This is a genomic window from Aeromicrobium sp. Leaf272 (genome assembly GCF_001422865.1).
Taxonomy (GTDB): Bacteria; Actinomycetota; Actinomycetes; order Propionibacteriales; family Nocardioidaceae; genus Aeromicrobium.
In genome coordinates this window covers 47246-73628 of record NZ_LMMY01000013.1, presented here as the reverse complement: position 1 = coordinate 73628, position 26383 = coordinate 47246, and the positions used below count along the sequence as shown (strand labels likewise).

Sequence of the window (26383 nt, the reverse complement as noted above, 5' to 3'; positions counted from 1 at the left end):
GGCGCGGTCGTCGCGCATGGCCTCGAACTCGTGCGCGTAGCGGTGCACCGGCAGGGTGCGGCCGTACGGGCGACGCTCGGGCTGCTCCTCGTGCAGGTTCGGGAACTCCGAGACGCCCGTGACAGGACGCTGCCGTCGCGCCACCTGCAGGGCGCGGTCGGAGACGGTCGCCTCGACCCGGGTCCGGAGTGCGTCGAGGGCGGCTGCGAAGCCCGCCTCCCGGTCGGCGGAGTCGGCGACCACGGCGTCGAGCTCTCCGAACAGGTCCCAGGCCGCGCGCGCGACGTCGTCGGTGAGCTTCTCGACGGCGTGCGCACCCCCGGCGGGGTCGACGACGCGGGCCACGTGCGACTCGCTGATGAGCAGGCTCGAGGTGTTGCGGGCGATGCGCCGGCTGAACACCTCGGGCAGGCCGAGCGGCTCGTCGAACGGGAGCACCGTGACGCTGGAGGCGCCACCGACGCCGGCTGCGAAGGTGGCCACGCAGGTGCGGAGCATGTTCACGTAGGGGTCGTACGCCGCCATCATGGGCCGCGAGGTCACGACGTGCTGGCGCTGGCCGCGGCCGCTCTCGGCCACGCCGCTCAGCTCGAGCAGACGGGCCCACACCCGCCGGGCGGCGCGCAGCTTGGCGATGGTCGGGAACTGCTCGTCGGTGGCGGCGAGGCGCACGTCGAGCTGGTCGGCGGCGGCGTCGACGTCGAGACCGGCCTCGGTGAGCAGCCGCAGGTAGGCGGCCCCGGCGAGCAGCGCGTAGGCGAGCTCCTGCACGTCGGACGCGCCCGCGTCGTGCACGGCGGTGGCGTCGACGACGATGCCGCGGGCGCCGCGCCGCTGCGCGAGCCGGGCGACGTCGACGGCGACGGACGGGTCGGTGACCGCACCCTCGACCCCGATGCCGAGCGTGGTGCGGGCCAGGGACCCGAGGGGGTCGGCGCCGTAGCTCGTGCCGGGTGCCGGGTCGACGGCCTTGTCGTCGACGACGGCGTCGAGGGCCTGCGCCGCACCCAGCGGGTCGGTCGGGTCCTCGACCACCACGGGGGCGAGGTCGACGAAGACGGGCTCGAGGACGCGGGCCAGCGCGTCGGTCGGCACGGCACCGTCGCCCACGGCGATCCAGAGCGAGTTGACGCCGTTCTCGACGTCGGTCAGCACGTGCTGCGCGGTCAGGTCGGCGTCGGGGTCGGCGAACCAGGCCCGCACGTCCCAGCCGTCGAGCTCACGCGTGGCGGCAGAGCCTCGGGTGAACGGGGCCTGGCCCGGCAGCCCGGTCGGCGCAACGTCGGCCGACAGGGCCGGCGTGCCGAGCGGGGCGACGCCGATGCCGTCGAGCGTCGAGCGGGTGAGCAGCGACCACACGTCGGCGTCCGGAGCGTCGTCGGCGAGCTTCTTGGTCTTGCGCAGGACGGCGGCGGTGGCCTTCTCCCAGGCGTGGACGTCGGGCTCGACGCCTTCGGCCAGCGGGACGGCGACCGTCGCCTCCGGGCCCACGCCGGAGCCGGGGTCAGATGCCATAGGGGGCATCGTAGGGCGGGCCTGTGAGCCCGGCCACCCGGTGTGACGAAGCCGACGGGGGCGGGAGCGACGTCGCGCCCGGTGCGATCACGACACGGAGAAGGTGACCTTCGCCCACGCCCCTGCGCCCTTGGCGTTGCGGGCCCGCACCATGGCCACGCGCTTGCCCTTGCCCAGCGCGCTGCGCGACACGGCGTACGAGCGCTGCGTGGCCGACCGCGTGGCGCTGCGCACCACCTTCGAGCCCGCCATGATCCGGACGTCGTAGCCCGTGACCGCCGTGAAGCCGTCGGCCGCCGGGGTGGACCAGGAGACGGTGCGCGTCCTCGACCTCGAGGTGCCGGAGACCCTGAGCGACCGAGGCGCGGACGGTGCCGTCGTCATGACCGCCGGCAGCACGTCGGTGGTGCTGTTGGAGATGTTGATGAGCGTGACCCGGCGGCGGGGGTCGACCGCGACGCCGTTCGGACCGTTCGGCCGCGACGCCACCCGCACCACCCGAGCGGGGGTCGCGTTCCCGTCGCTGCTCGGGGCGAAGACGACGACGTGTCGTGCGGCGTCGTTGTTGGTCACGTAGAGGTTGCCTCCCCCGTCGAACGCGAGGGCGGAGGGGTTGTTGAGCCGGCTTCGGCTCCCACCGAGCACCGAGACGGGTCCGGCGTCACCGCTCGAGCCGTAGGTGAAGGCCACCGCCGCGTCCGCCTCGGACGACACCACCCAGAGAAGGCTCCCCCGGCGGACGACACCGCTGACGCCCGAGAGCTGGGTCCGCGGTCCGACGATGCGGTGCAGCGGTCGCGCGTTGCCCGACGCCGACGGGGCGAAGGTCGACACGGCGGACGCTCCGGCGTCGGCGACGTGGATGTAGCCGGCGGCGTCGACGTCGATGCCGCTCAGGCTGACGATGCCCGTCGAGGCGCCGGTGATGACCCGCTCCGGCGCCACGTCGCCGTTCGCGCCGGGCGCGAAGATGCGGATGGCGTCGTTGGAGCCGTCGATGACGTGCACCGAGCCGTCGGCGTCCACCGCGACACCGTTGGGGTAGCCGAACCCCGTGGCGGCGCCGGCGATCGTCTTGGTCGCGGTCGTCGACCCCACCGGGAAGTACCGGACCGCGTTGTTCGAGACGATCCAGCGCCCTCCGGAGGCGTCGACGTCGACACCGACGGGGTCGGTGCCGGCGAAGAAGCCGGACTGCACCGGCGTCACGGTCACGTCGTCGGCGTGGGCCGGGGCGCCCAGGCACACCAGGACGACTGCGGTGGCCGTGCTGGCCGTGGTGGCGACGACCGTCGCGCGGACGTTGTTCCTCATGGACCGACCTCGGGTGCTGGGGCCCGACGGCGCGGGCGAGCGGTCCCCCGAACGTCCTCATCCTGGGACGTCCGGCCCCTCGGGGACAGGGGTGGTTCGACGTAATGTCCGGCGCTCACGGGGACGCTGCCAGACTGGTGGGGTGAAGATCCCCGCGAAGCTCCTGCCCCGCGACGGTCGCTTCGGGTCCGGCCCGTCCAAGGTCCGCCCGGAGGCGCTGGCCGCGCTCGCCGCCACCGGCTCCTCGCTGCTCGGCACGTCGCACCGCGCCGCACCGGTCAAGAACCTCGTCGGATCGGTCCGCTCGGGCCTCTCCACCCTGCTCGAGCTGCCCGACGGCTACGAGGTCGTGCTCGGCCTCGGGGGCACGCACGCCTTCTTCGACGCCGCCGTCCACGGGCTGGTCGAGCGACGCAGCCAGCACCTGGTGCACGGCGAGTTCTCGCGCAAGTTCGCGACCGCGGCCGCACGCGCGCCGTTCCTGCAGGACCCCGAGGTGCTCGAGTCGGCGCCGTCCACGCACCCGCTCCCCCGCGCGACGGCCGGCGTCGACGTGTACGCCTGGGCCCACAACGAGACGTCCACGGGCGTGATGGTGCCCGTGGAGCGGGTCCCCGACGCCGACCCCGACGCGCTCGTGCTGGTCGACGCGACGTCGGCCGCCGGTGGCCTGTCCGTCGACGTGTCGCAGACCGACGTCTACTACTTCGCGCCGCAGAAGTCGTTCGCCTCCGACGGTGGTCTGTGGCTGGCCGTCATGTCCCCGGCGGCGGTCGAGCGGGCGCAGCGCATCGCGGCCTCGGGCCGGTACGTGCCGTCGTTCCTGGACCTGCCGACCGCCATCGAGAACTCCCGCAAGGACCAGACCTACAACACGCCCGCGGTGGCCACCCTGGTGCTGCTCGACGAGCAGGTGCGGTGGCTGAACGAGCACGGCGGCATGGACTTCGCTGCCGGCCGCACCCGCGACTCCAGCGCCCGCCTGTACTCCTGGGCCGAGGCCTCGCCCTTCGCGTCGCCGTTCGTCACCGCCTCGGCGGAGCGGTCGTTCGTGGTGGGCACGATCGACCTCGACGCGTCGGTCCCGCAGCAGACCCTGACCGAGATCCTGCGGGAGAACGGCATCGTCGACGTCGACAGCTACCGCGGCCTGGGCCGCAACCAGCTGCGCATCGGCATGTTCCCGAGCGTCGAGCCCGACGACGTCAGTGCCCTCACCGCCTGCATCGACTGGGTCGTCGAGCGGCTCTGAGGCAGTCCGCCGCGGTCGTCAGTCGACGACCGTGGCGGAGCGGTGCAGCTCGCGGTGCTCCTCGTAGATGCGGGCGTTGCGGTGCAGGCCCTCCACCTCGTCGTCGCTCAGCTCGCGCCGCACCTTGGCCGGAACCCCGGCCACGAGGGAGCGCGGCGGCACCTGCATGCCGGCCGTCACGAGCGCTCCGGCCGCCACGAGGGACTCGCTGCCGATCACGGCACCGTTCATCACCACGGCCCCCATCCCGATGAGGCAGTGGTCCTCGACGACGGCACCGTGCACGACGGCGTTGTGGCCGACCGAGACCCCTTCGCCCAGGACGACCGGCTGACCCTTGTCGACGTGGAAGGCGCACCCGTCCTGCACGTTGGAGCGCGGACCGATCGTGATCGGCTCGTTGTCGGCACGCAGCACCGCGCCGTACCAGACGCTGGCGCCGTCCTCGAGCACGACGGACCCGGCCAGGGTGGCGTTGGGGGCCACGAAGGCGGACTCGGCCACGCGCGGACGTCGGTCGTCACCCAGGTCGATCTGCATGCGTCCGACCCTAGGTCACCGGCTCAGGTCAGCCAGCGCGTGATGGGGTCGATGGCGAAGTAGACGACGAACAGCACCGACACGACCCACATGAGCGCGTGGACCTCGGCGATCTTGCCGCGGGTGACCTTGAGCAGCACGTAGGCGATGAACCCCGCACCGATGCCGGCCGTGATGGAGTACGTGAACGGCATGAGCACGATCGTCAGGAACGCCGGGATCGCGATGTCCGGGTCGTCCCAGACGATGCCCGTCACCTGGGTCATCATCAGGAAGCCCACGAGCACCAGTGCCGGGACCGCCGCCTCGTTGGGGATGTGCTGCACGAGCGGGGCGAAGAACGTGGCCAGCAGGAACAGCAGGCCGGTCACGATGCTCGCGAGACCGGTGCGCGCGCCGTCGCCGACGCCGGACGCCGACTCGATGTAGGAGGTGTTCGACGAGACGCCCGCGGCGCCACCGGCTGCGGCGGCGATGGAGTCGACGACGAGGATGCGCTGCGCGCCCTCGGGCGAGCCGTTCTCGTCGTTGAGCCCGGCCTCGGCGCCGATGGCCGTCATCGTGCCCATCGTGTCGAAGAAGTCGGCCAGCAGGAGCGTGAAGACCAGCAGCGAGGCCGCCACGACGCCGACGCGCTCGAAGGAGCCGAACAGCGAGAACTGGCCGAGCAGGCCGAAGTCGGGCGTGGCGAAGAACGAGTCGGGCCACGACGGGACGTTGAGGTTCCAGCCCTTCGACGTCGGGTCGCCGTTGCTGCCGGGGGTGTCCGTGACGGCCTGCACGACGCCGGCGAGCACGGTCGTGGTCGCGATGCCGATGAGGATGGCCCCGGGGACGCCACGCGCGTGCAGGGCGATCATGAGCAGCAGGCCGATGCAGAAGACCAGCACGGGCCAGCCGGACAGCTCACCACCGATGCCGAGGCCGATCGGCGGGGCCGCGTTGCCCGTCGTGCGGACGAAGCCCGCGTCGACCAGGCCGATGAGCGTGATGAACAGGCCGATGCCGACCGCGATCGCGGTCTTCAGCTGGGCCGGCACCGCGTCGAACACGGCCTTCCGGAAGCCCGTGAGCACGAGCACCAGGATGATGAGGCCCTCCAGCACCACGAGCCCCATCGCGTCGGCCCAGGTCATCTGCGAGGCCACCGAGTACGCCACGAAGGCGTTGAGGCCGAGGCCCGTCGCGATCGCGAGCGGGAAGTTCGCCACGGCGCCCATCAGGATGCTGAGCACGCCCGCCGCGAGCGCGGTGCAGGCGGCGATCGTCGTGAAGCCCGATCCCGGTTCGGAGCCGCCGCCGAGGAACGAGCCGTCGGCGTCGGGGACGCCGGCGAGGATGATCGGGTTCAGGACGATGATGTAGGCCATCGTCAGGAAGGTCACCACGCCGCCGCGGACCTCCCTCGCCACGCTGGAACCGCGGTCGGTGATCTTGAAGTGGCGCTCGAGAACGGTCGTCATGGCACCGCAGCATGCCAGACCGTCCGGCGACGTTGATGTCGTGCCTGGGTCGATCGGGTTTCAGGACGCGTCGGCGCCGCGCGGCGGCATCGACAACGGGTCAGTCGTCGTCCTTGCGGGTGATCCAGACGCCGACGAGCGCCAGGAGCAGCACCGCGAGCCCACCGGAGACCACGACGAACCACGGCCGGCCGATCTCACCGGGCTGGTCCGCGGCGGTGGCCGACGGGGAGGCCGACGGCGTGGGGGTGGCGCTGGGTGCGGCCTGGCCCGCCTCTCCGGCCGAGAACCCGACCCGCACGAGCTCCCAGGGCGACCCCTCGCTGCCGATCAGGTAGGAGCCGCCCGACGGCTCGAACGCCACCGTCTCGCCCTGCGGCTGGTCCGGCAGTGCCTCGCTGCGCACGAGGCTCAGGTCGGTCGCGTCGAGCACGGCTGCCGCGATGTAGTTCCGCACCACCACGAAGCGTCCGTCGGGGCTGGTGGAGGCGTCGGTGGCCATGAGCAGGGTGGGCTCCCCCACGGGCTCGGGGACGTTGGGCTCGTCGGTCGACAGGTCGGCCGGCAGGCGCAGGATGCGACCGGCCAGGAGCTCCTTGGTGACCAGGAGGAAGCGACCGTCGGCGTCGACGGCGAGCGACTCCACGTCGGCCGGACCGTCGGAGTAGCCGACCGGGTACCGCGTGGAGCGGGCCGAGCCGTCGCCCGGACCGGGCTCGTCGATCGCGTAGAGGGCGGTGTCCTTGCGCTGCGCGAGGTTGTCGCCGACGTCGGCCACCCACAGCCGGCCGTCGTGGAGCATGAGCGCCTCGGTGTCCTGCCACGCCGTGCCGGTGACCGTGGTGGTGCCCACGACCTCGCCGGTCGAGACACGCACCGCGAAGACGACGTCGGCGTTGCCGGAGTCGTTGATCGTGTAGGCGAGGTCGTCGTGCACCGTGCTGACCGCCAGGCCGCTCGACTCGGCGATGCGGGAGTCGGTGACGGTGCTGACCACCCGCGAGTCGACCGGGCTGTCCTCGTCGTCGGCCCCCACAACCGCGTCGGCATCGCGGGTGAACGACACGACGGCGGCCACCAGGATCAGGACGACCAGGAGGGCCGGGAACAGGAGCCGACGGCGACGGGGGTTCATCGGCACCATCCTCCCAGCGTCACGCGCCCCGGGCCCGTCGAGGGTCGTCCCGGGCCGAGGGGCGCCACGGTCGACGAGCCCGCACGACGAGCCGGGTACCCTGGGCCCTGTGAGCGACGAGTCGGAGTGGGCGGTCCGCGACGGCGACGGACCCGAGACGATCGAGCGCAAGCTCGGACACCGCGAGCGCGCCCGGCTGGAGCGTTCGGCCCGCCGTCACGAGCTCGGCCGCCCCGAGGTCACCGAGCTCGAGATCGGCCGCACCACCCACAAGGTCGCCCAGGTCGAGCCCATGGACCTCGACGGCGTCCGCACCATGACCGTCGGCACCATCCTCTGGGGCGTCGTCGCGCTCGCGCTCGTCCCGTTCCTCGGCACCCTGCAGGACGACGGCCGCACCTGGTGGCTGTGGACCGCCCTCGCCGGGTTCGGCCTCGGGCTCATCGGCATCGAGTACTGCCGGCTGCGCCGCAACGCCCTGCGCCACCAGCCCGGCCGTCGACGCTCCGAGTAGCGCCGGGCCCGCGCGCCCCTGCGGGACGGAGCCGGGTCAGCTGGTCTCGAGGCCGTCGACCGCGATGGTGTCCCACACCGGCGGCGGCAGCTTCTGCGGGCCGGCCGAACGGCTCAGCCTGGCACCGGAGTGCGCCCCGCAGCCGTGCTCGAAGGACACGACGCGGCCGTCGTCGTTCGCCGACCCGTTGGCACACACGCCGAAGCGGTCCGCGAGCGGTCCGGCCAGGCTCACCAGGAAGCCGCACGAGTGGCAGGTGCCGGGGGCCTGCTGGGCGAGCGGTGTGTCGGGGCCCTGGTCGCCGTCGTGCCAGCGCTGCGCCGCGAGGTCGCGGCCCTCGAGCGACAGGACCCAGGGGCGTCCCAGGCCGACCTCGCGCGCGAACGCGCGGTCGACGGTCTCGAGGTGGTCGCCGGCGGACCACGACGGCACGAGCCGCGCGTCGTCCTCCTCGGGGGGCAGCAGGTCGCCGGGGCTCAGGTCGCCGGGCTGGATGCGATCGCGGTAGGGCGTCCAGGCCGGCGCCACGACGGCGTCGTCGCCGGGCAGCAGCACCACGTCGTTGACGCTGACCGCACCGTCGTCGATCGCGGCCGAGAGGCTCACGGCCCACGTCCAGCCGCGGTATCCCGGTCCGGTGCAGGCGAACAGGTGGGTCGCGAGCCGCTCGCCGTCGTCGACGACCCGCAGGTGGTCTCCCACCGTGGACTCGTCGGTGGCCTCGAGCAGCGCGGTGCGAGCCACGTCGTGGGCGGCGGCCAGAACGGCGTCGGTCGTCATGTCCCCGATTGTCCCTCATCGACCCCACCTGCGGGCACCCACCCGGGACGGGCCCGGCTCGACGGCGAGCCTCGGGCGGTCGAGCCCCGCCGCGTGGGGCAGGATGACTCCATGGCCCAGACGAGCGACGGTGGAGACCGCGCTCCCGGTCCCGACTGGCCGGGTGCGGACCCGCACGGACCCACGGGACCCGACACCCTCGACGACCTCGACGCCGGCCCCGACCCTGGTCCCGCCGGCGAGCCCGACCCGCCCGGTCGGCTGCCTCGCGCGGCCCGCATCTCCCAAGGGCTGCGCCGCACCGGGCGCACCGTGGCCCGTGGTGGCGTGGGCGCCTACTCCGGGGCGCGCCGCTTCACGCACGCCGGCGGCGCGGGCGAGTCGGGACTGTCACGCCTGCTCGAGCTGCACGCGTTCAACACCGCCGGCGACGCGGCCATCGCCGTCTCCCTCGCCGGGACCCTCTTCTTCACCGTCCCCACCGAGCAGGCGAGCGGCCAGGTGGCGCTGTTCCTGGTGCTCACGATGCTGCCGTTCGCTTTCGTGGCGCCCCTGATCGGCCCGTTCCTGGACCGCTTCCGCCGCGGCCGGCGGTGGGCCATCGGCAGCACCCTCGCCATCCGCGGGTTCTGCTGCTGGGTGCTCGCCGGTGCCGTCGCCGACGAGTCCGCGGCGTTCTACCTCGCGGCGCTCGGCTGCCTGGTGGCCTCGAAGGCCTACGGCGTCACCCGGGCGTCGGCCGTGCCGCGACTCCTGCCCGAGGAGTTCACCCTGGTGAAGGCGAACTCGAGGATCTCGCTGACGGGCACCGCCGCCGCGGCGCTGTCGGCCCCCATCGCGATCGGTGCCGCGACCGTCGGGGCCGAGTGGTCGTTGCGCTACGCGTTCGTCCTCTTCGTGATCGGCACGGTCCTGGCCATCCTGCTGCCGGCCCGGGTCGACTCCAGCGAGGGCGAGGAGCAGGTCGACCTCGCCGACCTCAGCGGCCGCACGCCGCGGGGCGGGATCGCCGTCTCCCGGCACGTGGTCGACGCGCTGCGCAGCAACGCGGGGCTGCGACTCATCACCGGGTTCCTGACCATCTTCATGGCGTTCACCCTGCGCGAGCCGCCCGCGTCGCTCGGCTGGACCGGCAACGCCACCGTGCTGATGGGCCTCGTGATCGGGGCCGCCGGTGCGGGCAACACGCTCGGCGTGGTCATCGGGTCCTGGACCCGCTCGCGCAGCCCGCACCGCGTCGTGCTCGCGGTGCTGCTCGTCGACATCACGGTGCTCGTGGTCGCCGCGGCGTTCTTCCGCTGGCCGGTCGCGGCGCTGCTCGGCCTGACCGTCGGGCTGTGCCAGTCCCTGGGCAAGCTGAGCCTCGACGCCCTGATCCAGCGCGACATCCGCGAGGAGGTCCGCACGAGCATGTTCGCCCGGTCCGAGACCCTGCTCCAGCTGTCGTGGGTGATCGGCGGGCTCATCGGGATCGGGCTGTTCACCCTCGACACCGACGTGGCGCTGGCCATGTTCGTCACGGCCGGCATCGTCGTGGCCTGGGGCGTCTTCGTCCTGACCCGGGCGGTGCAGTCCCGCGAGCCGGTCGGCCCGGCCGTGCCACCTCACCCCTGAGGAGGTCGCACTGCCGGACCGCTCAGGCGGTCACGAAGCTGCGCATGCCGATCGATCCCATGTCGACCGAGGTGTTGAAGAACCGGATCTCCTCGTCGTCCTCGAGCAGGCTGAGGGAGGCGACCATCGGGCGGTAGTGGTCGTCCGTGGGCACGGCCAGGCGAGCCTCGCGCCACGTCCCGTACGGGTCGAGCAGGGCGTCGACCCGACGTTCGACCAGCGCCTCGGCCGTGTCGGCGTCGAACTGCTCGGCCCAGTCCCAGGCCTCCGCCCCGGGCTCCCACCGGGCCCGGCCGAGGGCGTGGACGATGTTGCCGCTGCCGATGAACAGCACCCCCTGGTGCCGGAGCCGGCGCAGTCGGGCGTAGAGGTCGTGGAGCCGGGGCAGCGGCAGGGTGTCGTCGATGCTGATCTGCAGCACCGGCACCTGCGGCTCGGGCGCGAGGTACTTCAGGATCGACCAGGTCCCGTGGTCCAGGCCCCACTGCGCGTCGAGGGCGGCCTCGTACTCGACGAGCTGGTGGGCCAGCACCTGCGCGACCGCGTGGTCGCCCACGGAGTCGTAGCGCACCCGGTAGAGCTCGTCGGGGAAGCCACCGAAGTCGTAGATGACCCGGTTGCGCGGCGCGTCGGTGATCTGGGTGCGACCCGGCGTCAGCCAGTGTGCGCTGATCACGACGATCGCCTGGGCCTGCGGCAGCCGGCGACCCTCGTGCTCCCACGTGCGCGTGTAGTCGCTCTCGCGGATCGCGTGCATGGGGTTGCCGTGACCCACGAAGAGCACCGGCATCCGTTCGCTGGGGCGCAGGCGCGACTCGAGGTCGGCCACGGAGTAGGCGACGCCCGGGCCCGACGTCGAGGGGGTGCTGGTGGTCATGGTCGCTCCAGGTAGTAGATGCTTCAACTACCAGTGTACGCCCTGCTCCACCACTTCGAACGGATCGGCCCGACCGGTTCCGCCCGACCGCATCGGCCGGGACGACGACGGCCCACCCCGGACCCCTCGCGGGGCGGGATGGGCCGACGTGGACGGCGTCGGGCGCGAGACCTCCTCAGGCGTCGAGCTCGGTGGCCAGCGCACGCAGCAGCTGCGCCACCGGCTTCGCGGAACGCGAGTCGGGGTGGCGGCCGTGGCGGTAGCCCTCGCCGAGGTCGTCGAGCAGTCGGATGAGGTCCTCGACGATCGTCACCATCTCCTCGGGCTTCTTGCGCCGGGCCCGTGCCTGCGTGCGCGAGACCGGAGCGGTGCCCTCGAGCACCCGGACCTGCAGCGCCTGGTCACCGCGGCGCCCCTGCGCCACGCCGAACTCGACGCGTGTGCCGGACTTGAGCGCCGGGACGTCGGAGGGCAGCGCGTCGGAGTGGACGTAGACGTCGCCGCCCTCGTCGCTGCTGATGAAGCCGAAGCCCTTCTCGGTGTCGTACCACTTGACCTTGCCCGTGGGCATGCGCGTGTCCTTCTGTCAGGGGGGTGGAGCTCTCTGCGTCCAGCCTAGGCGGTGCCGGGGCGAGCCGACGCCGGCTCGGGCGGCGACGACGGTGGCACCGTCTCGTCACCTGCCCCGTCACCGGCCCCGTCGTCCTCGTCGTCGGGCTTCTCGAACCGGGCCTCGATGATCTCGAAGCCCTTGTGCCGCTGGGCCTTCGCGTAGGCGGTGTACGCCCGCTTGTCGGCATCGGTGAGGTCGACGTTGTCGGTGAACGGGGTCAGCAGCGCCCGCGGGTAGAGGTGTCGCCGCAGGACGACGTTGAGCTCCAGACCGAGCACGGTCATCACGGCGGCGACGAAGATGAAGGCCACCAGGCCGAGCACCAGCGCGAACGTCGGGTCGACGGTCCGGCTGGCCCGGTTGATCACGTTCGTGACGTACGTGTTGCCCGCCAGCTGCAGCAGCTGCCAGCCCACGGTGGCGAGCAGCGCCCCCGGCAGCACCGACCGGGTGGAGGCGCGTCCGGCGCTCACCAGCCGGAACAGGCCCACGAAGATGGCCGCCGTGAGGACGAAGCCGACGCCACGGACCAACGGGCCGGTCGCCGGCCCGACCGTGCCGCCGAACGCGTCGGGGTTCGCGAGCACCGACGTCGCGATCGCGAGCGCGAGGATGCCCAGGCCGGCGATGGCCAGGAAGATCAGGCTGCGCAGCCGCATCAGGAACGGGTTGGCGCGGCTGTTGCGCGGCACCGACCAGGCGATGTTCGCCGCGTTCTGCGCCGCCTGCCCCAGGCCCATCGCACCGTAGGTCGCGACGATCGAACCGACGACGATGGCCGACGTGCTGCCCTGCAGCCCCTGCTCGCTGGCGAGCTGGTCGCCCACGATCGGGAACTGGCTCAGCGCCGTGTCGAGCAGCCGGTCGCGCAGCTCGGGGTCCCCCTGCAGCACGAAGCCGAGGATGGAGGAGGAGATGAGCAGCAGCGGGAACACCGCGATGAAGGCGTAGTAGCTGATGATCGCGGCCAGGTACGGGCCCTGGTCGTCGAAGTACTTGTAGATGACCGCCAGCGGGAACGCCAGGACCGGGTGCCGACGCTGGAACCGGTCGATCGCGTCGATGATCTTCACGCGCGGCCCCGGCGGAGGTCGGGGAGGTGCTCGGAGGCGGCGGCCACCACGACACGGAAGCGCGGCTCGTCGAGCACGGCACCTTCGCGCCGCACGCCGTCGGGGTCGAGGTCGAGCAGCCGGTTCAGCCGCACCTCGCTCGGCCGGCCCTTCGGGTCCCACGGACCGGCGCCCAGGTCGTGCCAGAACCGTCCGGCCCGCGCCTCCTGCTCCGCGTCGCGGTCGTGGTCCTTCGAGGTGAGCATGAGGCCCACCAGGCGCTCTCCGTCGCGTCCGACCACGAGCACCGGCCGGTCCTTGCCCTGGGTCGGGTCGTCCTCGTACGGCACCCACGTCCAGACGACCTCACCCGGGTCCGGACGACCGTCCGGCTGCGGTGCGTACGTCAGATCCACGGCGCAAGCGTGCCACACGAGCCCCGCTGCGCTCGGCGAGACGCACGGGGCGCCGTCGGGTCGCACGACGATCGTCGCCCGACCGACGTCCGACTCCGCGAGCGGGAGACGCCCCAGCTTCCCTCGGTCGGGGTCAGTCGAACTCGGGGAGCTCGCGCTTCATCACCTTGCCGGTGGGGTTGCGCGGCAGCTCGTCGAGGAACTGGAGGCGGCGCGGCACGGCGAACCGCGCCACCCGCTCCTTCGCGTACGCCACGACCTCGTCCTCGTCGAGCGACTCACCGTCCTTGACCACCACGTAGGCGGCCAGGCAGTGGCCCCAGTCGTCGTCGGGGATGCCGACGACGACCACGTCGGTGATCGCGGGGTGGCCGATGAGGGCGTCCTCGAGCTCGCGCGGGAACACGTTCTCGCCGCCGGAGATGACCATGTCGTCGTCGCGACCGGCCACGAACAGGCGCCCGTCCTCGTCGAAGTAGCCGAGGTCACCGGTGTGCATGAGCCCGTCGCGGAAGTCCTTGGTGTTGCCGTCGGTGTACCCGCCGAACTGCATCTCGTTGCCCACGTAGATCACGCCGGTCTCGCCCGGCGGCAGCTCGTTGCCGTCGGTGTCGAGCACCTTGACGACGGTGCGCCACGGGATGCGGCCCGCCGTGCCCGGCGCGGCACGCAGGTCCTCCGGCGAGGCGACGGAGACCCAGCCGGTCTCGGTGGCTCCGTAGAAGTTGTAGACCGAGTCGGTGAAGCGGTCCATGAAGTCGGTCGCGAGCTCGCCGGCGAGGGCCGAGCCGCTCGACGCGGTGATGCGCAGGCTCGACACGTCGTGGCGGTCGGCCTTCTCCCGGTCGAGGTTCACCAGGCGCTGGATCATGAGCGGCACCACGACGAGCACCTCCGCGCGGCGCTCGGCGATGTCCCGCAGCACCTGCTCGGGATCGAACTTGCGACGCAGCACGTACGTGGGGACCGTCGACAGGCCGAAGCCGAAGTTGAGCAGGCCCCACGAGTGGAACAGCGGCGCGGCCAGCACGACGGTGGTGTTGCCGCCGTAGGGGATCGAGCCGAAGAAGGTGAGGAGCGGGTCGAGGTTCTCCGGCTCCTTGCGGTTGGCCCCCTTGGGCAGCCCGGTGGTGCCGGACGTGAAGATGACGATGCCGCCGGGCTTCTCGGGCTTCTTGTGCGCCTTGCCGGGGTGGCCCTGGGCGATCTGCGACAGCGTCGGCAGACCGTGGCTGTCGTCGTCGGACCACGCCACGACCACCATGTCGCGGTCGATCTCGGAGGTGACCTCGAGGAACTCCTGGTCGACGATCGCGAACTTGGTGTCCTCGCGCCGGGTGAGCTCGCCCAGCTGCGAGGCGCTCGCCATGGTGTTCAGCAGCAGGACCTTGGCGCCGATCTGCATGATCGAGACCATCGAGATGACCATCCAGCGATGGTTGCGCCCCATCAGGGCGACCGCGTCGCCCACCTGGACGCCCCGCTCCTTGAGCGCGGCGGTGGTGCGGTTGATCTCGTCGCTGAGCTCGGACCAGGTGATCTCGCCGGCGTCGTCGATGATGGCGGTCTGGTTCGGGTACCTCGCCGCGGCGGCCGCGACGGCCGCCGGGAAGCCCGGGCCCCAGGTGGCGAGCTTGACGCCCGCCTTGAGGAGCCGGTGCGGCAGCTGGGGCTTCAGCAGACCGATCTGACGCAGGACCTTCAGCTTGTAGGCGATGTCACTCATGCGGTCCGGCTACTCCTCGTGGTGCGGGTGCGGGGATGCGTCACAGTAACAGCGAGTGACAGTCGGGCGCGCGTTCAGAGAGCGCCGTCACGTGCCACCACGGCACGGACCGTCCGGAGCAGGATCTTGGCGTCGAGCCGCAGGCTCCAGGTGTTCACGTACTGCAGGTCGAGCCGGATCGACTCCTCCCAGCTGAGCTGCGAACGGCCGCTGACCTGCCAGAGTCCGGTGAGCCCTGGGCGGACGTGCAGGCGTCGCCAGACCCACTGGCTGTACTGCGCCGTCTCGCGCGGCAGGGCCGGACGCGGTCCCACGAGGGACATGTGTCCCAGCAGCACGTTCACCAGCTGGGGAAGCTCGTCGAGCGACGTGCGACGCAGCAGCCGACCCACCCGGGTGACGCGGGGGTCGTCGTCCAGCTTGAACAGCGGTCCGGCCCCCTCGTTGCGCAGGACGAGGTCGGCCAGACGCTCCTCGGCGTCGACGACCATCGTGCGGAACTTGAGCATGGTGAAGGGCTTGCCGTCTCGGCCGGTGCGCTCCTGGCGGAAGATGACCGGTCCGGGCGAGGACGCCTTCACGGCGACGGCGATCGCGAGCAGCACCGGTGACAGGACGAGGAGCCCGACCAGCGCCACGACGCGGTCGAAGACCGTCTTCGCCGCGACGGAGACGAGGTGCTCGTTGGGCGGGCGCATCGTGAGGGCCAGCTGGTCGGCCACGATCTGCGGGCGCATGTACTCGACGTGGTCCTCCATGTCGGCCAGCACGAGGCACTCGACGTCGGCGCGCTGCAGCGCCCACGCGAGGTGGCGCAGCGACGGGGTCGTGAGGGCGTGGTCGGACGCGATGACCACCGACCGCGCACGGGACCGGGCCACCGCCGCCAGCACGTCGGGGACGATGCGCGTGAGCGAGCCGGGCGAGCCGAGTGGGACCGACTCGGCCTCGCCGCGCCACACGCAGGACGAGACCACGTCGACGTCGCTGCGGTCGTGCCAGCGCTGGGTGAGGCGGCGGACCGTGCGCTCCTCGCCCACGAGCACGGTGGGGGTGCGTCGTCGAGCGACCCGGTGCACCGCGCCGTAGCCGACGAAGGTGGCCACGGCGAGCAGCGCGACGAGCAGGGCGCTGCGCAGCCCCACGGTGTTGTTCGCACCGAGCAGGAGAGCGACCACGAGCGTGGTGCCGACGAACGACAGGAAGCGCACCGCGGGCTTGAGCGACGTGGCGCGCTCGTAGGCGGCCTGGGCGAGCCAGCTGTAGACGAGCCACACGAGCACGCTGACGACCACGACCCGGCCCGACACGGGTCCCACGGCGAGCCGGCTGCTCAGCACCAGCGTGACCGCGAAGGTGAGCAGGTAGCCCAGCAGACCCTGTCGGACCGCGTCGGCGAGGATGCGGAACGGACCGCGCCGTCCCCGCTGCTCACGTGCGGCGAGGAACTCCTCGCCGGCCGGCAGCCGGTTGCTGCGCGGCAGGCCCAGCCGGGTGCGACCCTCGTCGTCGCGTCGGGCCTCGGGCAGCTCTCCGAGCAGGCGGACGGCCTCGACGACGCCGGGCGTCGGCTCGATCTGGCCGCTGCGGGTCGCGACGGTCCCGTCGGCCGCGCCGTCGAGCAGGGCGTGCAGCTGCTCACGCGTCTCGGCGACGTGGACCAGACCCATCTCGGCCAGGCGGCGCGCCAGCACCACCTGGTGGTCGTCGACCACCTCGTGGCCCACGGGCACGCGGGGCACGACGATCGGGATGCGCCCGGCGCGACGGGCGTCCATCACGCCGCCGGCGCCACCCTGCAGCACCACGACGTCGGCGCGCCGGTAGTGCTCGAGCAGCTCGTCCGGCGCCATCATCGTCAGGTTGGTCGCGCCCTCGATCGGGCGCGTGGACCCGTGCTGGAACACGACCTGGGCGCCGCGCTCGTCCGTCCACGGCTCCAGCCAGTCGACGAACCGGTCGAACGGGTGGTGGTACGTCCCGACGCTCGCCACGAGGGTGAGGTCGTCGGTCACAGCACGAGCCCCACGGTCTGGGCCCGCGGGAGCTTCTCGCTCAGCTGGTCCCACTGGGTGAGGTACTCGTCGACGAAGGGGTACACGAGCCGGCCCGTCAGCGACGGCTTCTCGATGCGGTCGATCGTCTCGAGGAAGATCGACCGCGCCCCGACGCGACGCGCCTGGCGCAGGAAGGGGACGGCGACGGCCGCCCCGGTGCTGAACACGACGTCGGGACGCCACTCGTCGATGACGCGGCGGGCCAGCATCATGTTGCGGGCCAGGTTGGGCAGGTTGCGCTGCGTGGGCCAGGCGCACTCGATGACGCGCTCGTCCCGCAGCTTGAGCCGGGCGTCCTCGGTCGGCCCGGTGACCCAGAGCCGCTCGTGCTGGCCCCACCAGGGCTCGAGCGCCAGGGCCTGGGCGAGGTGCCCTCCGGAGGAGCAGGCGATGAGGATGCGCATGTCAGATCCCCTTTCCGAAGCGTCGGGCCACGGTCACGACGGCGCCGGTGGTCGCCAGGCGCAGGCCGATGACGAGCGCGAGCCAGGCGCGAAGGTTGGTGCGGCGCAGGGCGATGGCGCGGCGGGCGTGTCGCCGACCTGCCGCTCGCTGGCCGGACGAGACCTCGCCGAACGCGATCTGCGAGAGCATGCGGGAGTGCGCGGCGTCGTCGCCGGCGAACTCCGGGTGCTTGGCCAGGAGGTAGGTGAGCGCCGCCGCGTAGTCGGCCCAGCGCCCGAAGAAGTAGGACTGGCCCTGCCAGCGCACCCGCACGAGGGGCTCGTTGACCAGCCGGACCGGCGCGAGGCGCGAGGCGCCGAGCAGGACGTCGGTGTCCTCGGCGTAGCCACGGGGCAGGTCCTCGTCGATCATGCCGATCTCGTGGACCAGCGCCTCGCGGCGGAACACGAAGCTGCTCGAGTGCAGGCCGCCGAACCGCTCGCGCACGAGCTCGGCGTGGGAGACGACGTCGCTCGGGACGAGACGGTCGGTGAGCCGCTCACCGTCGTCGACCTGCATGGCGGTGGCCACGAGGCGGACGTCGGGGTGGTCGCGGAAGAGGGGCATCTGCGCGGCGAGCTTGCCGGCCAGCCAGGTGTCGTCGTCGTCGAGGAACGCGACGAAGTCGTGGGAGGCGGCGAGGATGCCGCTGTTGCGGGCGCCGGCCAGGCCTCGGGTGCGCTCGTTCACGACGGCGCGCAGCGTCTGCGTCGGACCGGTGACCACGTCGGGGAGCACGGGGTCGCAGGCGTCGAAGACGACGACGACCTCGAGCGGACCTGCGTACTCCTGGTTCAGCACGCTGCGGACGGCCTCGGCCATCAGCTGCGGCCGGTCGTGCGTGGGCACGACCACGGTGACGGCCGGGGCGTACCCGGCCGCGTCGGCGTCGACGGCGCCGTCGGTGGTCCGACGGTCGACCTGCGAGGCCTGGACGGTCGGCACGCTCACAGCTGGCCCTCGAGCTCGGCGCCGGTGAGGTGGGCGCGCAGGATCGTGCTGGAGGTCTGGCGGGTGTACGGGTAGTAGACGACGTCGACGCCGATCTCACCCATCGACCGCTCGAGGCGGTAGCCCTTCGGCGTCCCCTGCCAGTCGTCACCCTTGAAGATGACGTCGAACGGCCGCTGGTCCCAGACCATCTTCTTGTCCTCGGAGCGGTCGATGACGACCTCGTCGACGATCCCGAGGGCCGAGATGATGTCGATGCGCTCGTCGCACGGGACGACCGGGGGCCGACCCTTCAGCAGCTCGACGTACTCGTCGCTGGCGACGCCCACCACGAGGTGGTGGCAACGGTGCCGCGCACGGCGCAGCAGGTTGAGGTGGCCCACGTGGAACATGTCGAACACGCCGCTGGCGTACCCCACGTCATAGGTCTTCCGGTCGATGGTCACCCTGTCTCCGATCCCCTGGATGTGACACTCATCCAGAAGGAGCAGCGAGGGTGTGTTCCGTGACGCCGGATGGAGGACCGGTTCTGGTGGCGCTCGTCACGGTCGCCGCAGCGGAGCCGCAGGACGCCTCAGGAGCGCGGCCGGAAGACCCGGACGTGGTCGACCTCGAGCGTGGCCGGGAGGCGGGTGGACCCGGGCTGCTCCGGGTCCAGGCGCCCCCAGTACCGTCCGCCGACCTGGAGGTTGAGCCGGATGTTCATCTCGTCGTCGAGGGCTGCGGCCAGGCGCGGCTCCTGGTCCAGGTCGACGTGACCGGTCGTGCGACCGTCGAGGGAGAAGCGCAGGCAACCGGGCACCCAGTCGACGGCGAAGACGTGGAAGTCGTCGGCCAGCGGCCCGGCGGCCGAGCCCCATCCACCCACGCGTCGGTATCCCTGCGGGGCGTCGGTGTCCTCGTGCACCGTCCAGGCGTACTGCGACGCCATGTCGTCGCGCGGGCGCGCCGCAGGCGTCCCCCAGGCCTCCACCACGTCGATCTCGCCCGGCAGGTCGTCGGCCCTCAGCCAGAACGCCGGCCAGAGGCCGCGCGACTCCCCGGGTGCCACGGGCAGCCGGGCCCGCACCTCCCACCGGCCGTACCGCTGCGAGAAGTGGCCGATGGTGTCGACGTACCCGGTCGTGACCGGGCGGAGGCCGCTCGGGTCGCCGGCGGCGTCGTCGCGCGCGGTGATCCGCAGCGTGCCGTCGGCCACGGACACGTTGTCGGCGCGGATCCTAGCCTGGTCGAACGACAGGGTGGTCGCGTCGCGCACGGTCCAGCGCTGCGGGTCGAGACCCGCGCGGCCCTGTCCTGCTCCGTCGAACTCCTCGGACCAGGTCGGCTCGCCCTGGTCCGGGTCGGACAGGTCGAGCGCGTCGACGTCGCCGGCGGAGCAGCGCACCGAGGCGTCGACCGACCGACCGCCTGACCCGTCGTCGCGCACCACGAGCACCCCCGCGGCGACGGCCGCGACCGCGACCGCCGCACCGACGACCAGCGGACCGCGTCTCACCGGTGGGACGACGCGGTCAGGCGCGCGCTGCGGCGACGACCGCGGCGGCGGTGACGATCCCCGCCGTCGCCCCGGCCATCGTGCTCAGGCCGTCGGCGACCCCGGTCGTGCCGGTGGGGGCGACCACGCGTGCGTTGACGTCCTCGATCTCGAGGTAGCTGGCCATGCACGCCGGGCAGGTCTCGAGGTGGGCGTGGATGCGCTTCTGCTCGCGCATGCCGGCCGTGCGCCGCACGAGCGAGGCCAGGCGGGGTCGCACACGACGACACTCCTCGGTCTCGGACGCGGTGTCGACGGAGACGTGCTGGGCGAGGTAGGCCTCGCGCAGCCCGGCCCGGGCCCGGTAGACGAGCGCTGACACGCTGTTGGGCTTGAGGTCGAGCCGCTCGGCGATCTCGTGCGGCTTGAGGCCCTCGACGTCGAGGTACCACAGCACGGTCCGCCAGCGCTCCGGGAGCGACTCGAACGCCGTGCGGACGAGGTCGCGCTCGAAGCTGTCGAGCTGGCCGTTGCCGAACGGGACCGCCGTGTCGATCTTGGCGAGGTCGTCGGTGGGCTGGACGCGCTGACGCAGCCGACCCCGACGTCCGGCCTCGTGGCGCACCGAGGTGAGGACGTAGGCGCGGAAGGCGTGGTCGGGACCGTTGCCACGACGCAGCTGGCCGAGCACCTGGGCGAAGGCCTCGGACACGGTGTCCTCGGCGTCGCCGTGCGAGGACAGACGTCTGGCGAGACGAAGGGCCACCGGTCGGTAGCGGCGGAAGAGCTCGGCATAGGCGTCGTCGTGACCGTCTCTGGCGAGCCCGAGCAGATGCGCGTCGTCCAACGTCGAGGTGGACGCGCGCACGGATGTGCACGAGTTTTCAGACATGTATTTCCCCTGGATGAGTTCCAGCCGTCGCTCGAGGTGACGAGCTCTCGGCCGGACCACCTGCGCTTTTTGACACAGGCGGTTACAACGAGCCCCATACTAGCGGCAGACCCGTGAGGGTCAATGACACACGTCACAGGGGTACGCGTCGGTACCCCGGCGTCATGAACGCCGGCCTCGGCACTCCTCTTGCATGATGTCCCGGTCCCAAGGAGCAAGTCCCATGCAGCCCGCACCGCCCCAGCCCGTCCAGCTCAGCGAGCTCGCGGGGTCGTTGCGCCGTCGCTGGCGCGTCCTCGCCCTCGGCGCCGCCGTCGGCCTGCTGCTCGGCGTCCTCGCCTGGGCGGTCCTCCCCGTGACCTACACGGCCACCACATCGGTCCGGGTCTCCTCGGTCGACGTGCCCTCGTCCTCGGGCTCGAGCGCCACCGCCGCCCTCGACGTCGCCACGGCCGCGCAGCTCGTGACCTCCGGCGACGTGCTCGCTGCCGCAGCCGACGACCTCGGCACCACCCGCGGCGAGCTGAAGGACGGCGTGGGCGTGGAGAACCCGCCCGACACCGCCGTGCTGAACATCACCTACACCGCCTCCTCCGCCGACGCCGCCGCCACCGGGTCGCGCGCCGTGGCCGAGGCCTTCCTCGGCGTGCGCGGCAAGACCGCGGCCGACGAGGTGCAGGCCCAGCAGGAGGCGACCTGGGACCGCGTCTCCATGCTCGAGCGCTCGGCGCAGCGCTACCCGGCCGGCTCCCCCGCCAAGGCCTCGATCCTGCGCCAGGCCGAGTCGCTGGGCGACCGTGCCGCCGAGCTCGCCACCGCCGACACCACCCCCGGCCAGATCCTCGGGGCCACCGCCACGCCGTCGGGCCCGTCCTCGCTCGGCGTCCTGCCGCTCGGCGTGGCCGGGCTGGCCCTCGGCCTGCTCGTCGCGGTGCCGGTCGCCCTGACCCGTCGCACCGCCCCGAGCGCCGGCATCGGCGACGTGGGCGGGCTCGGCTCGATCAACGAGGCGGCCGTCCTCGACGGAACCCGTGACCCGCGGCCGCAGGACACGTGGGACATCGCGGCGCTCATGCTCAAGCTCCCGAGCGAGGTGCCGGCCGACACCGGCTACACGCTCGTCGTCGACGGGTCGGTGGGCACCCAGCCCGGGACGGCCCTCGCCGAGGCGCTGCGCCGTCGCGGTCGCGTCGTGCGTCACGTCGACGCCGCCGTCATCAACGAGGGCAAGCTGGCCCGTGGGTGGCCCACCCAGCGCAAGCAGTCGACCTGGGGCGGCGAGGTGGTCGTCATCGACTCCTCCGAGCTCACGTCCGACGCGCTCAAGGTCACCCTCGCCACCCGGTGCGACCAGGTCGTGCTGGCTCGGTCCGTCGACGACGACGCGCTCGCCGCGCGCCGCCTCCGCGGGCTGCTGCGCGCCCAGGGTGTCGACGTCGCGCTCACCGTGCTGCTCCCGCAGCGCGGCGAGCGGCCGTGACGGGGCCGACGGCGACGGGGCGTCTCAGGCTCCGCGGAGCCTGACCAGGTCCAGCAGGCCCAGCCGTCGGCGCAGCAGGGCTCCGACGGTCAGGTAGACGACGGCGAGGGCCGCGGTCGTGGCCGCGGCCACCGCCGCACCGGTTCCCCACGTGGCGGCCACCAGCACGCTCGGCACCAGCACCATGACCACGGGGAGGGCCGCAGCCCACAGGATCGGGCCCCACGGCGGCCGCACGCCCATGAGGACCTGCACCTGGTAGCCCACGACCGCGGTGTCGACGACGATCGTGACCGCCCAGGCGATCGCGGCGCCCTCGATGCCCCAGTGCGGGACCAGCACGAGCAGCAGCACGACGTCGAGGGCGAGCGCGCCGGTCTTGTCGGCGAGCTGCCAGCTGCTGCGCCCGGCCATGAGGAGCACGCTCTGCACCGCGCCCGCCGCGGTGGCGACCGCCATGGCCGCCGCCAGCACGCGCAGGGACGGGGCACCGGAGTCGAACCCGTCGCCGAAGATGCCCAGCACCGGCTCCGCGAACACCGCCAGGACGGCGTAGAAGGGCCAGGCCGCCCACACCATGGCTGCGGTGACGACGCCGTACAGACGACCCACCAGGGCGTGGTCGCCCCGGGCCGACGCCGCACTGATGGCCGGACCGACGGCGATGCGCGCCGCCTGCTGCACCACCTCGCCGGCTCGTGCGCACCGCGTGACCACCGCGTACACGCCGGCCTCGGCCGGAGAGGCGAAGACCCCGACGATCACCACGTCGACCCACTCGAGCACGATCTCGACGCACGCCGTCGCACCACGCGCGGCACTGAACCGCCAGAAGCCGGGGTAGGCCGTCCGTGACCGGCCCTCGGGCCGGGCGCCACCCGTGACGTGACGCGCGGCGAGCGCGGCCGCGACGACCAGCACGAGGGGCACCGGCAGGAGCCAGGCCGCGACGACCTCGCTGACGCCCCAGCCGGCCAGCACCGCCACGCCGACGGCCACCATTCGACCGGCCGGCAGCAGGATGTTCTGCACCAGCGGGAACGCGAGCGGGTCGCCCGCCCCCCGGGTGATGCCCAGCGCCAGGGCCGTGAGGGAGGCCAGCACGGTGAGCGGGACGGCAGCCACGGCCACGACCGGCGAGAGACCCGACGGCGCGACCGTGAGGGCCAGGGGGATGCCGAGAGCCACCACGACCGCCCCGCCCACCAGGACGGGGACCACGGCGGTCCGGACGATCTGCGGCGTGTCCTGAGGTCGGCCCAGCGCCCGGGTGGCCGCGACGAACCGCACCAGCCCCGTGTCGGCACCGAGCTCGGCGCTGTTGGCGACGATCAGGAAGACGGCGACGACCAGGAAGTAGACACCCGATCCCTCGGTCCCCAGGTGCCGGCCGACCAGCGCGGCCAGCACGAGGTTGACCATCGCCCCGAGGGCGCCCCCCACGAGGTTCGCGACGGCTGCCGTGCCGAGGCCCGACCGAGCGGAGGTGACCTCAGTCGTCATCGTCGAGGCCGTAGCGACGTCTCAGCAGGATCGCCGCCACGAGCGCGATGGCGAGGAGCTGGATGATGTCGAGGCCGTACACGATGATCGCGAGGCTCGAGACGACGAGCGTCGCGTGCAGGGCCACGTCGACGTCGTCGCGGCAGTACCGGGTGCGCCAGGTGGAGCCCCAGAGGAACGCGAGGAACAGCGCCAGCCCGACGAAGCCGAAGCTGAACATGAGCGTCCAGATGTAGCCCTGCGTGCCGACCGAGAGCGCCTGCTCGGCGGAGGGCCGGGGCGCGCCGTACCCCAGGAGCGGCGAGGCCAGGGTGCGCTGGATCGTCTCGGCGTAGAGCGTGAAGCGGGCCCCGTTGGACTGGCCGTACTCCTGACGTACCTCGAACTGGGTGAACAGGCCCTGCCAGACCAGCACCGCTCCGGCGACCAGCCCGAGCAGGGTGAGCGTGATGACCGGTGCCGCCCGGTCGCGCAGCGCGTACCTCACGAGCACGTAGGCCCCGGCCAGGGCGAGCGCGGCGAACATGCCGCGGTTCGACGTGGCCATGGCCGGGAAGATCATGACGCCCGCACCGACGATGATGGCGCAGCGCAGGAGCCACGACCGGGTCATCATGAAGCAGGCGAGCGCGATCGGGGTGAGCACGAGGATCGCGACGCCCCAGCTGTTGGCGTACGGGAAGGGGGCTGAGGGACGCACGAACGGCTCGGGCGCACCCCAGGGGTGCTGCACCTCGGCGAACGGCGGGAAGAACAGGTCGCGCACGTAGGAGTTGCCGCTGATCGAGGCCGGCAGGAGCATGCCGACGGGCGTCGTGAGTCGGGTGCCCGGCAGGAGCATGCCGAGCACTCCGCCGGCGATCACGAAGAACCACAGGAACGTGAGCCCGTGCACGATCCGACGCCGGGTGAGGCGCGTGCGCGCCGCGACCGTGTACACGAAGGCGATCGCGACGAAGGACATGATGGCCAGGCGGAAGCCGAAGCCGAGCATGCGCGGACCGGTGTCGATCATGACCGCCGACGCGGCCATCCACAGGCACAGTCCGACGAGCGCTCCCACGCCCGGGACCCAGATGGCGTAGCGCCGCACCAGCATGAAGCCGAGCATGACGACGGCCATGGTGACCGCGCCGGGCACGACGGTGAGTCCGAGGACCCACATGAGCGGGAAGCCCCAGAGCATCGTGAGGAGCGGCCAGGCCGGCAGGGGGTCCGACGGCAGACGCCGGGTCGGCTCGGTGCCGACGAGGTCGGTCCACGACACCTCGCGCACCCTCATCGCTGCCACCGCCCCATGCTCGCACGCAGCCCGGCGGCAGGCCCGCGGTTCGACCCGAGCGGGCTCATCCGAGCGCGCGCAGCGCCCGGAGGCGGCGGCGCAGGGTCATGACGAGCAGGAGCAGGTTCGCGGCGGCGAGCAGGCCGTACCCCAGGAGGAAGGCACCCGTGAGGGGCCAGAGCAGGAAGACCAGGTTCTGCACCCCGACGTCGGCCGGCAGCTGGACGATCGAGGAGTACCGACCGGCCGACGCCGCCCGGTCGCTCCTGCGGGGCGCGAGCTGCTCGGCGAGGATCTGGGCGAAGAACCGCAGCGAGGCGACGAACGCGAAGCCCAGCGGCAGGAGCGCCCATGCCGCGTCGAGGTCGGTGTGGCGCAGCAGCGCCACGGCCACGGCCAGGTGGAGCGCCAGGGTCCGGGCGGCGTCGACCGTGTGGTCGAGCCACTCCCCCGCCACCGACCCGCTGCCACCCAGCCGCGCGAGCTGTCCGTCGGCCGCGTCGAACGCGAACGCACCCTGCAGCAGCAGGGTGACGGCCACGCCCGTGAGCAGGCTCGGCGCCGGGAGCACCAGCACGGCGAGGGCGGCCACGACCAGCAGGGCGCTGACGGCCGTCATCTGGTCGGGCGTGGCCCCGAACCGGTGCGCGACCGCGGCGATGCCGCGCCCCAGCCGACGATTGACCGCACGCATGTACAGCGGCACACCGGTTCCGTCCTTCTGGGCTGCGGCGAGCCGGTCCCAGGAGGTGCGGACGTCGAGTGCTGTCATGGGGATCCTCAGCGGGAGGCGACGACGTTCGCGTCGAAGCTGGTGGTCGGGGTGCTCCGGTAGTTGGAGTGCACCTCGGCGGTGATGACGTTCGACCCGTTGCGCAGCGCCGAGAGCGGGATGTCGATGCTCACCGGGGAGCTGGTCGCGCTGGTCGTGGTCGGCGCGGCCGTGGCGTAGGTGTTCGGACCGACCGTGCCCGTGGGCAGGTTGACCCGAGCCACCTCGGTGCCGTTGACGTAGACGACCACGCCGTCGTCGGCCCGTGTCGTGAGTCGGTAGCGGGTGAAGGCGCCGACGTCGGCGACGTCGAAGGTGCGCCGGTAGTAGGACGTGAGGGCGCGCGTGCTGCCCGCCGCGACGTCGATGTTGGTCGCGATCGGACCGCTGCCCCACCCCAGAGGGGCGGGCCCGCTGCGCCAGCCGGAGGCGTCGAAGGAGTCGCCCTTCCAGTCCGTGGCCACCGGTGCGGTGTTGTCGAAGTAGTAGGACCAGGTGGCACCGTCGGCCAGGACGGTCGCCGACTGCGCCGGCCGGACGACGGCGGTGGAGGCCGACCAGTTGCCCTGGCCGTCGCTGGCCCGCACGAAGAACCGGTCGGCCGAGGTGGAGTCCGGCACCGAGACCGTGGTGGAGGTAGTCGTGGCGACGACCCGGTCGTTGCGCAGCACCTCGTAGGTGACGCCGTTCGTCGAGCCGGCCTTCCACGAGACC

25 protein-coding genes are annotated in these 26383 nt (G+C 72.6%); 4 read left to right on the top strand and 21 right to left on the bottom strand.

Going from position 1 to position 26383, the window contains the following annotated elements; genetic code table 11:
* Together ASF38_RS09660 and ASF38_RS09655 are read right to left on the bottom strand one after the other, a co-directional pair.
* The coding region (locus ASF38_RS09660) for a methylmalonyl-CoA mutase family protein (RefSeq protein ID WP_235497620.1) at nt 1–1515 on the bottom strand (1515 nt) is incomplete at its 3' end.
* A gap of 87 nt (nt 1516–1602) precedes the next feature.
* Complete coding sequence (locus tag ASF38_RS09655) at nt 1603–2829, bottom strand: hypothetical protein (RefSeq protein WP_055964516.1); 1227 nt, start codon at nt 2827–2829, stop codon at nt 1603–1605.
* 142 nt (nt 2830–2971) lie between these two features.
* On the opposite strand from ASF38_RS09655, the gene serC reads away from it, so the two are divergent.
* Complete coding sequence (gene serC, locus ASF38_RS09650) at nt 2972–4081, top strand: phosphoserine transaminase (protein ID WP_055964513.1); 1110 nt, start codon at nt 2972–2974, stop codon at nt 4079–4081.
* Between the two features lie 18 nt (nt 4082–4099).
* Here serC and ASF38_RS09645 read toward each other — a convergent pair whose 3' ends face one another.
* From ASF38_RS09645 to ASF38_RS09635, 3 genes are all read right to left on the bottom strand, one after another.
* Nucleotides 4100–4621, bottom strand: coding sequence for a gamma carbonic anhydrase family protein (locus ASF38_RS09645; RefSeq protein ID WP_055964509.1), 522 nt, complete (start codon nt 4619–4621; stop codon nt 4100–4102).
* Nucleotides 4622–4644: 23 nt separating this feature from the next.
* Nucleotides 4645–6084 (bottom strand): NCS2 family permease, encoded by a 1440-nt coding sequence (locus ASF38_RS09640; protein WP_056575544.1) that lies wholly within the window; start codon nt 6082–6084, stop codon nt 4645–4647.
* Between the two features lie 100 nt (nt 6085–6184).
* A complete protein-coding gene (locus ASF38_RS09635) occupies nt 6185–7219 on the bottom strand; it encodes a hypothetical protein (protein ID WP_156366886.1) in 1035 nt (344 codons plus the stop codon).
* 109 nt (nt 7220–7328) lie between these two features.
* On the opposite strand from ASF38_RS09635, the gene ASF38_RS19355 reads away from it, so the two are divergent.
* The gene (locus ASF38_RS19355) at nt 7329–7733 is read left to right on the top strand and encodes a DUF2530 domain-containing protein (RefSeq protein WP_235492910.1); all 405 of its coding nucleotides are present in this window, start codon (nt 7329–7331) and stop codon (nt 7731–7733) included.
* Nucleotides 7734–7769: 36 nt separating this feature from the next.
* Here the strand turns inward: ASF38_RS19355 and ASF38_RS09625 are convergent, their stop codons facing one another.
* Complete coding sequence (locus ASF38_RS09625) at nt 7770–8513, bottom strand: DUF3027 domain-containing protein (protein ID WP_055964501.1); 744 nt, start codon at nt 8511–8513, stop codon at nt 7770–7772.
* A gap of 111 nt (nt 8514–8624) precedes the next feature.
* Between ASF38_RS09625 and ASF38_RS09620 the strand changes: the two genes are divergently transcribed.
* Entirely contained in the window at nt 8625–10127 is a 1503-nt protein-coding gene (locus ASF38_RS09620) for an MFS transporter (protein WP_082480667.1), read from the top strand.
* Between the two features lie 22 nt (nt 10128–10149).
* Here ASF38_RS09620 and ASF38_RS09615 read toward each other — a convergent pair whose 3' ends face one another.
* The 11 genes from ASF38_RS09615 to ASF38_RS09565 form a co-directional block, all read right to left on the bottom strand.
* Nucleotides 10150–11004 (bottom strand): dioxygenase, encoded by an 855-nt coding sequence (locus ASF38_RS09615; protein WP_056575537.1) that lies wholly within the window; start codon nt 11002–11004, stop codon nt 10150–10152.
* A 175-nt stretch (nt 11005–11179) separates the two neighbouring features.
* Nucleotides 11180–11575 (bottom strand): cold-shock protein, encoded by a 396-nt coding sequence (locus ASF38_RS09610; RefSeq protein ID WP_055964495.1) that lies wholly within the window; start codon nt 11573–11575, stop codon nt 11180–11182.
* 44 nt (nt 11576–11619) lie between these two features.
* The gene (locus tag ASF38_RS09605) at nt 11620–12690 is read right to left on the bottom strand and encodes a YihY/virulence factor BrkB family protein (protein WP_200914496.1); all 1071 of its coding nucleotides are present in this window, start codon (nt 12688–12690) and stop codon (nt 11620–11622) included.
* Nucleotides 12687–13085, bottom strand: coding sequence for a type II toxin-antitoxin system PemK/MazF family toxin (locus tag ASF38_RS09600; RefSeq protein WP_235497618.1), 399 nt, complete (start codon nt 13083–13085; stop codon nt 12687–12689). Before ASF38_RS09600 ends, ASF38_RS09605 begins: the two co-directional genes overlap by 4 nt.
* A gap of 133 nt (nt 13086–13218) precedes the next feature.
* Nucleotides 13219–14811 (bottom strand): AMP-binding protein, encoded by a 1593-nt coding sequence (locus tag ASF38_RS09595; RefSeq protein WP_055964492.1) that lies wholly within the window; start codon nt 14809–14811, stop codon nt 13219–13221.
* A 74-nt stretch (nt 14812–14885) separates the two neighbouring features.
* On the bottom strand, nt 14886–16826 hold the full coding sequence (locus ASF38_RS09590) for an exopolysaccharide biosynthesis polyprenyl glycosylphosphotransferase (RefSeq protein ID WP_056575535.1): 1941 nt from the start codon (nt 16824–16826) through the stop codon (nt 14886–14888).
* Complete coding sequence (locus tag ASF38_RS09585; RefSeq protein ID WP_056553414.1) at nt 16823–17272, bottom strand: hypothetical protein; 450 nt, start codon at nt 17270–17272, stop codon at nt 16823–16825. The genes ASF38_RS09590 and ASF38_RS09585 overlap by 4 nt, the downstream gene beginning before the upstream one ends.
* Nucleotide 17273: 1 nt before the next feature.
* The gene (locus ASF38_RS09580) at nt 17274–18263 is read right to left on the bottom strand and encodes a glycosyltransferase family 2 protein (protein WP_056575532.1); all 990 of its coding nucleotides are present in this window, start codon (nt 18261–18263) and stop codon (nt 17274–17276) included.
* On the bottom strand, nt 18260–18709 hold the full coding sequence (locus ASF38_RS09575; protein WP_235492913.1) for an adenylyltransferase/cytidyltransferase family protein: 450 nt from the start codon (nt 18707–18709) through the stop codon (nt 18260–18262). The genes ASF38_RS09580 and ASF38_RS09575 overlap by 4 nt, the downstream gene beginning before the upstream one ends.
* Before the next feature lie 128 nt (nt 18710–18837).
* A complete protein-coding gene (locus ASF38_RS09570) occupies nt 18838–19761 on the bottom strand; it encodes a family 16 glycosylhydrolase (protein ID WP_056575530.1) in 924 nt (307 codons plus the stop codon).
* A gap of 16 nt (nt 19762–19777) precedes the next feature.
* Nucleotides 19778–20587 (bottom strand): sigma-70 family RNA polymerase sigma factor, encoded by an 810-nt coding sequence (locus tag ASF38_RS09565; RefSeq protein ID WP_162237338.1) that lies wholly within the window; start codon nt 20585–20587, stop codon nt 19778–19780.
* Between the two features lie 268 nt (nt 20588–20855).
* Here ASF38_RS09565 and ASF38_RS09560 point away from each other — a divergent pair, with 268 nt between their 5' ends.
* Nucleotides 20856–22112 (top strand): Wzz/FepE/Etk N-terminal domain-containing protein, encoded by a 1257-nt coding sequence (locus tag ASF38_RS09560; RefSeq protein WP_056575527.1) that lies wholly within the window; start codon nt 20856–20858, stop codon nt 22110–22112.
* 24 nt (nt 22113–22136) lie between these two features.
* Here the strand turns inward: ASF38_RS09560 and ASF38_RS09555 are convergent, their stop codons facing one another.
* The 4 genes from ASF38_RS09555 to ASF38_RS18060 all read right to left on the bottom strand — a co-directional run.
* The gene (locus tag ASF38_RS09555; RefSeq protein WP_056575524.1) at nt 22137–23615 is read right to left on the bottom strand and encodes a lipopolysaccharide biosynthesis protein; all 1479 of its coding nucleotides are present in this window, start codon (nt 23613–23615) and stop codon (nt 22137–22139) included.
* Nucleotides 23605–24897 (bottom strand): O-antigen ligase family protein, encoded by a 1293-nt coding sequence (locus ASF38_RS09550; RefSeq protein ID WP_369815200.1) that lies wholly within the window; start codon nt 24895–24897, stop codon nt 23605–23607. Before ASF38_RS09550 ends, ASF38_RS09555 begins: the two co-directional genes overlap by 11 nt.
* A gap of 64 nt (nt 24898–24961) precedes the next feature.
* Nucleotides 24962–25669, bottom strand: coding sequence for a CDP-alcohol phosphatidyltransferase family protein (locus tag ASF38_RS09545; RefSeq protein ID WP_056575517.1), 708 nt, complete (start codon nt 25667–25669; stop codon nt 24962–24964).
* Between the two features lie 8 nt (nt 25670–25677).
* Nucleotides 25678–26383: hypothetical protein (locus ASF38_RS18060; protein WP_200914495.1), on the bottom strand; the 706-nt coding region annotated here is incomplete at its 5' end.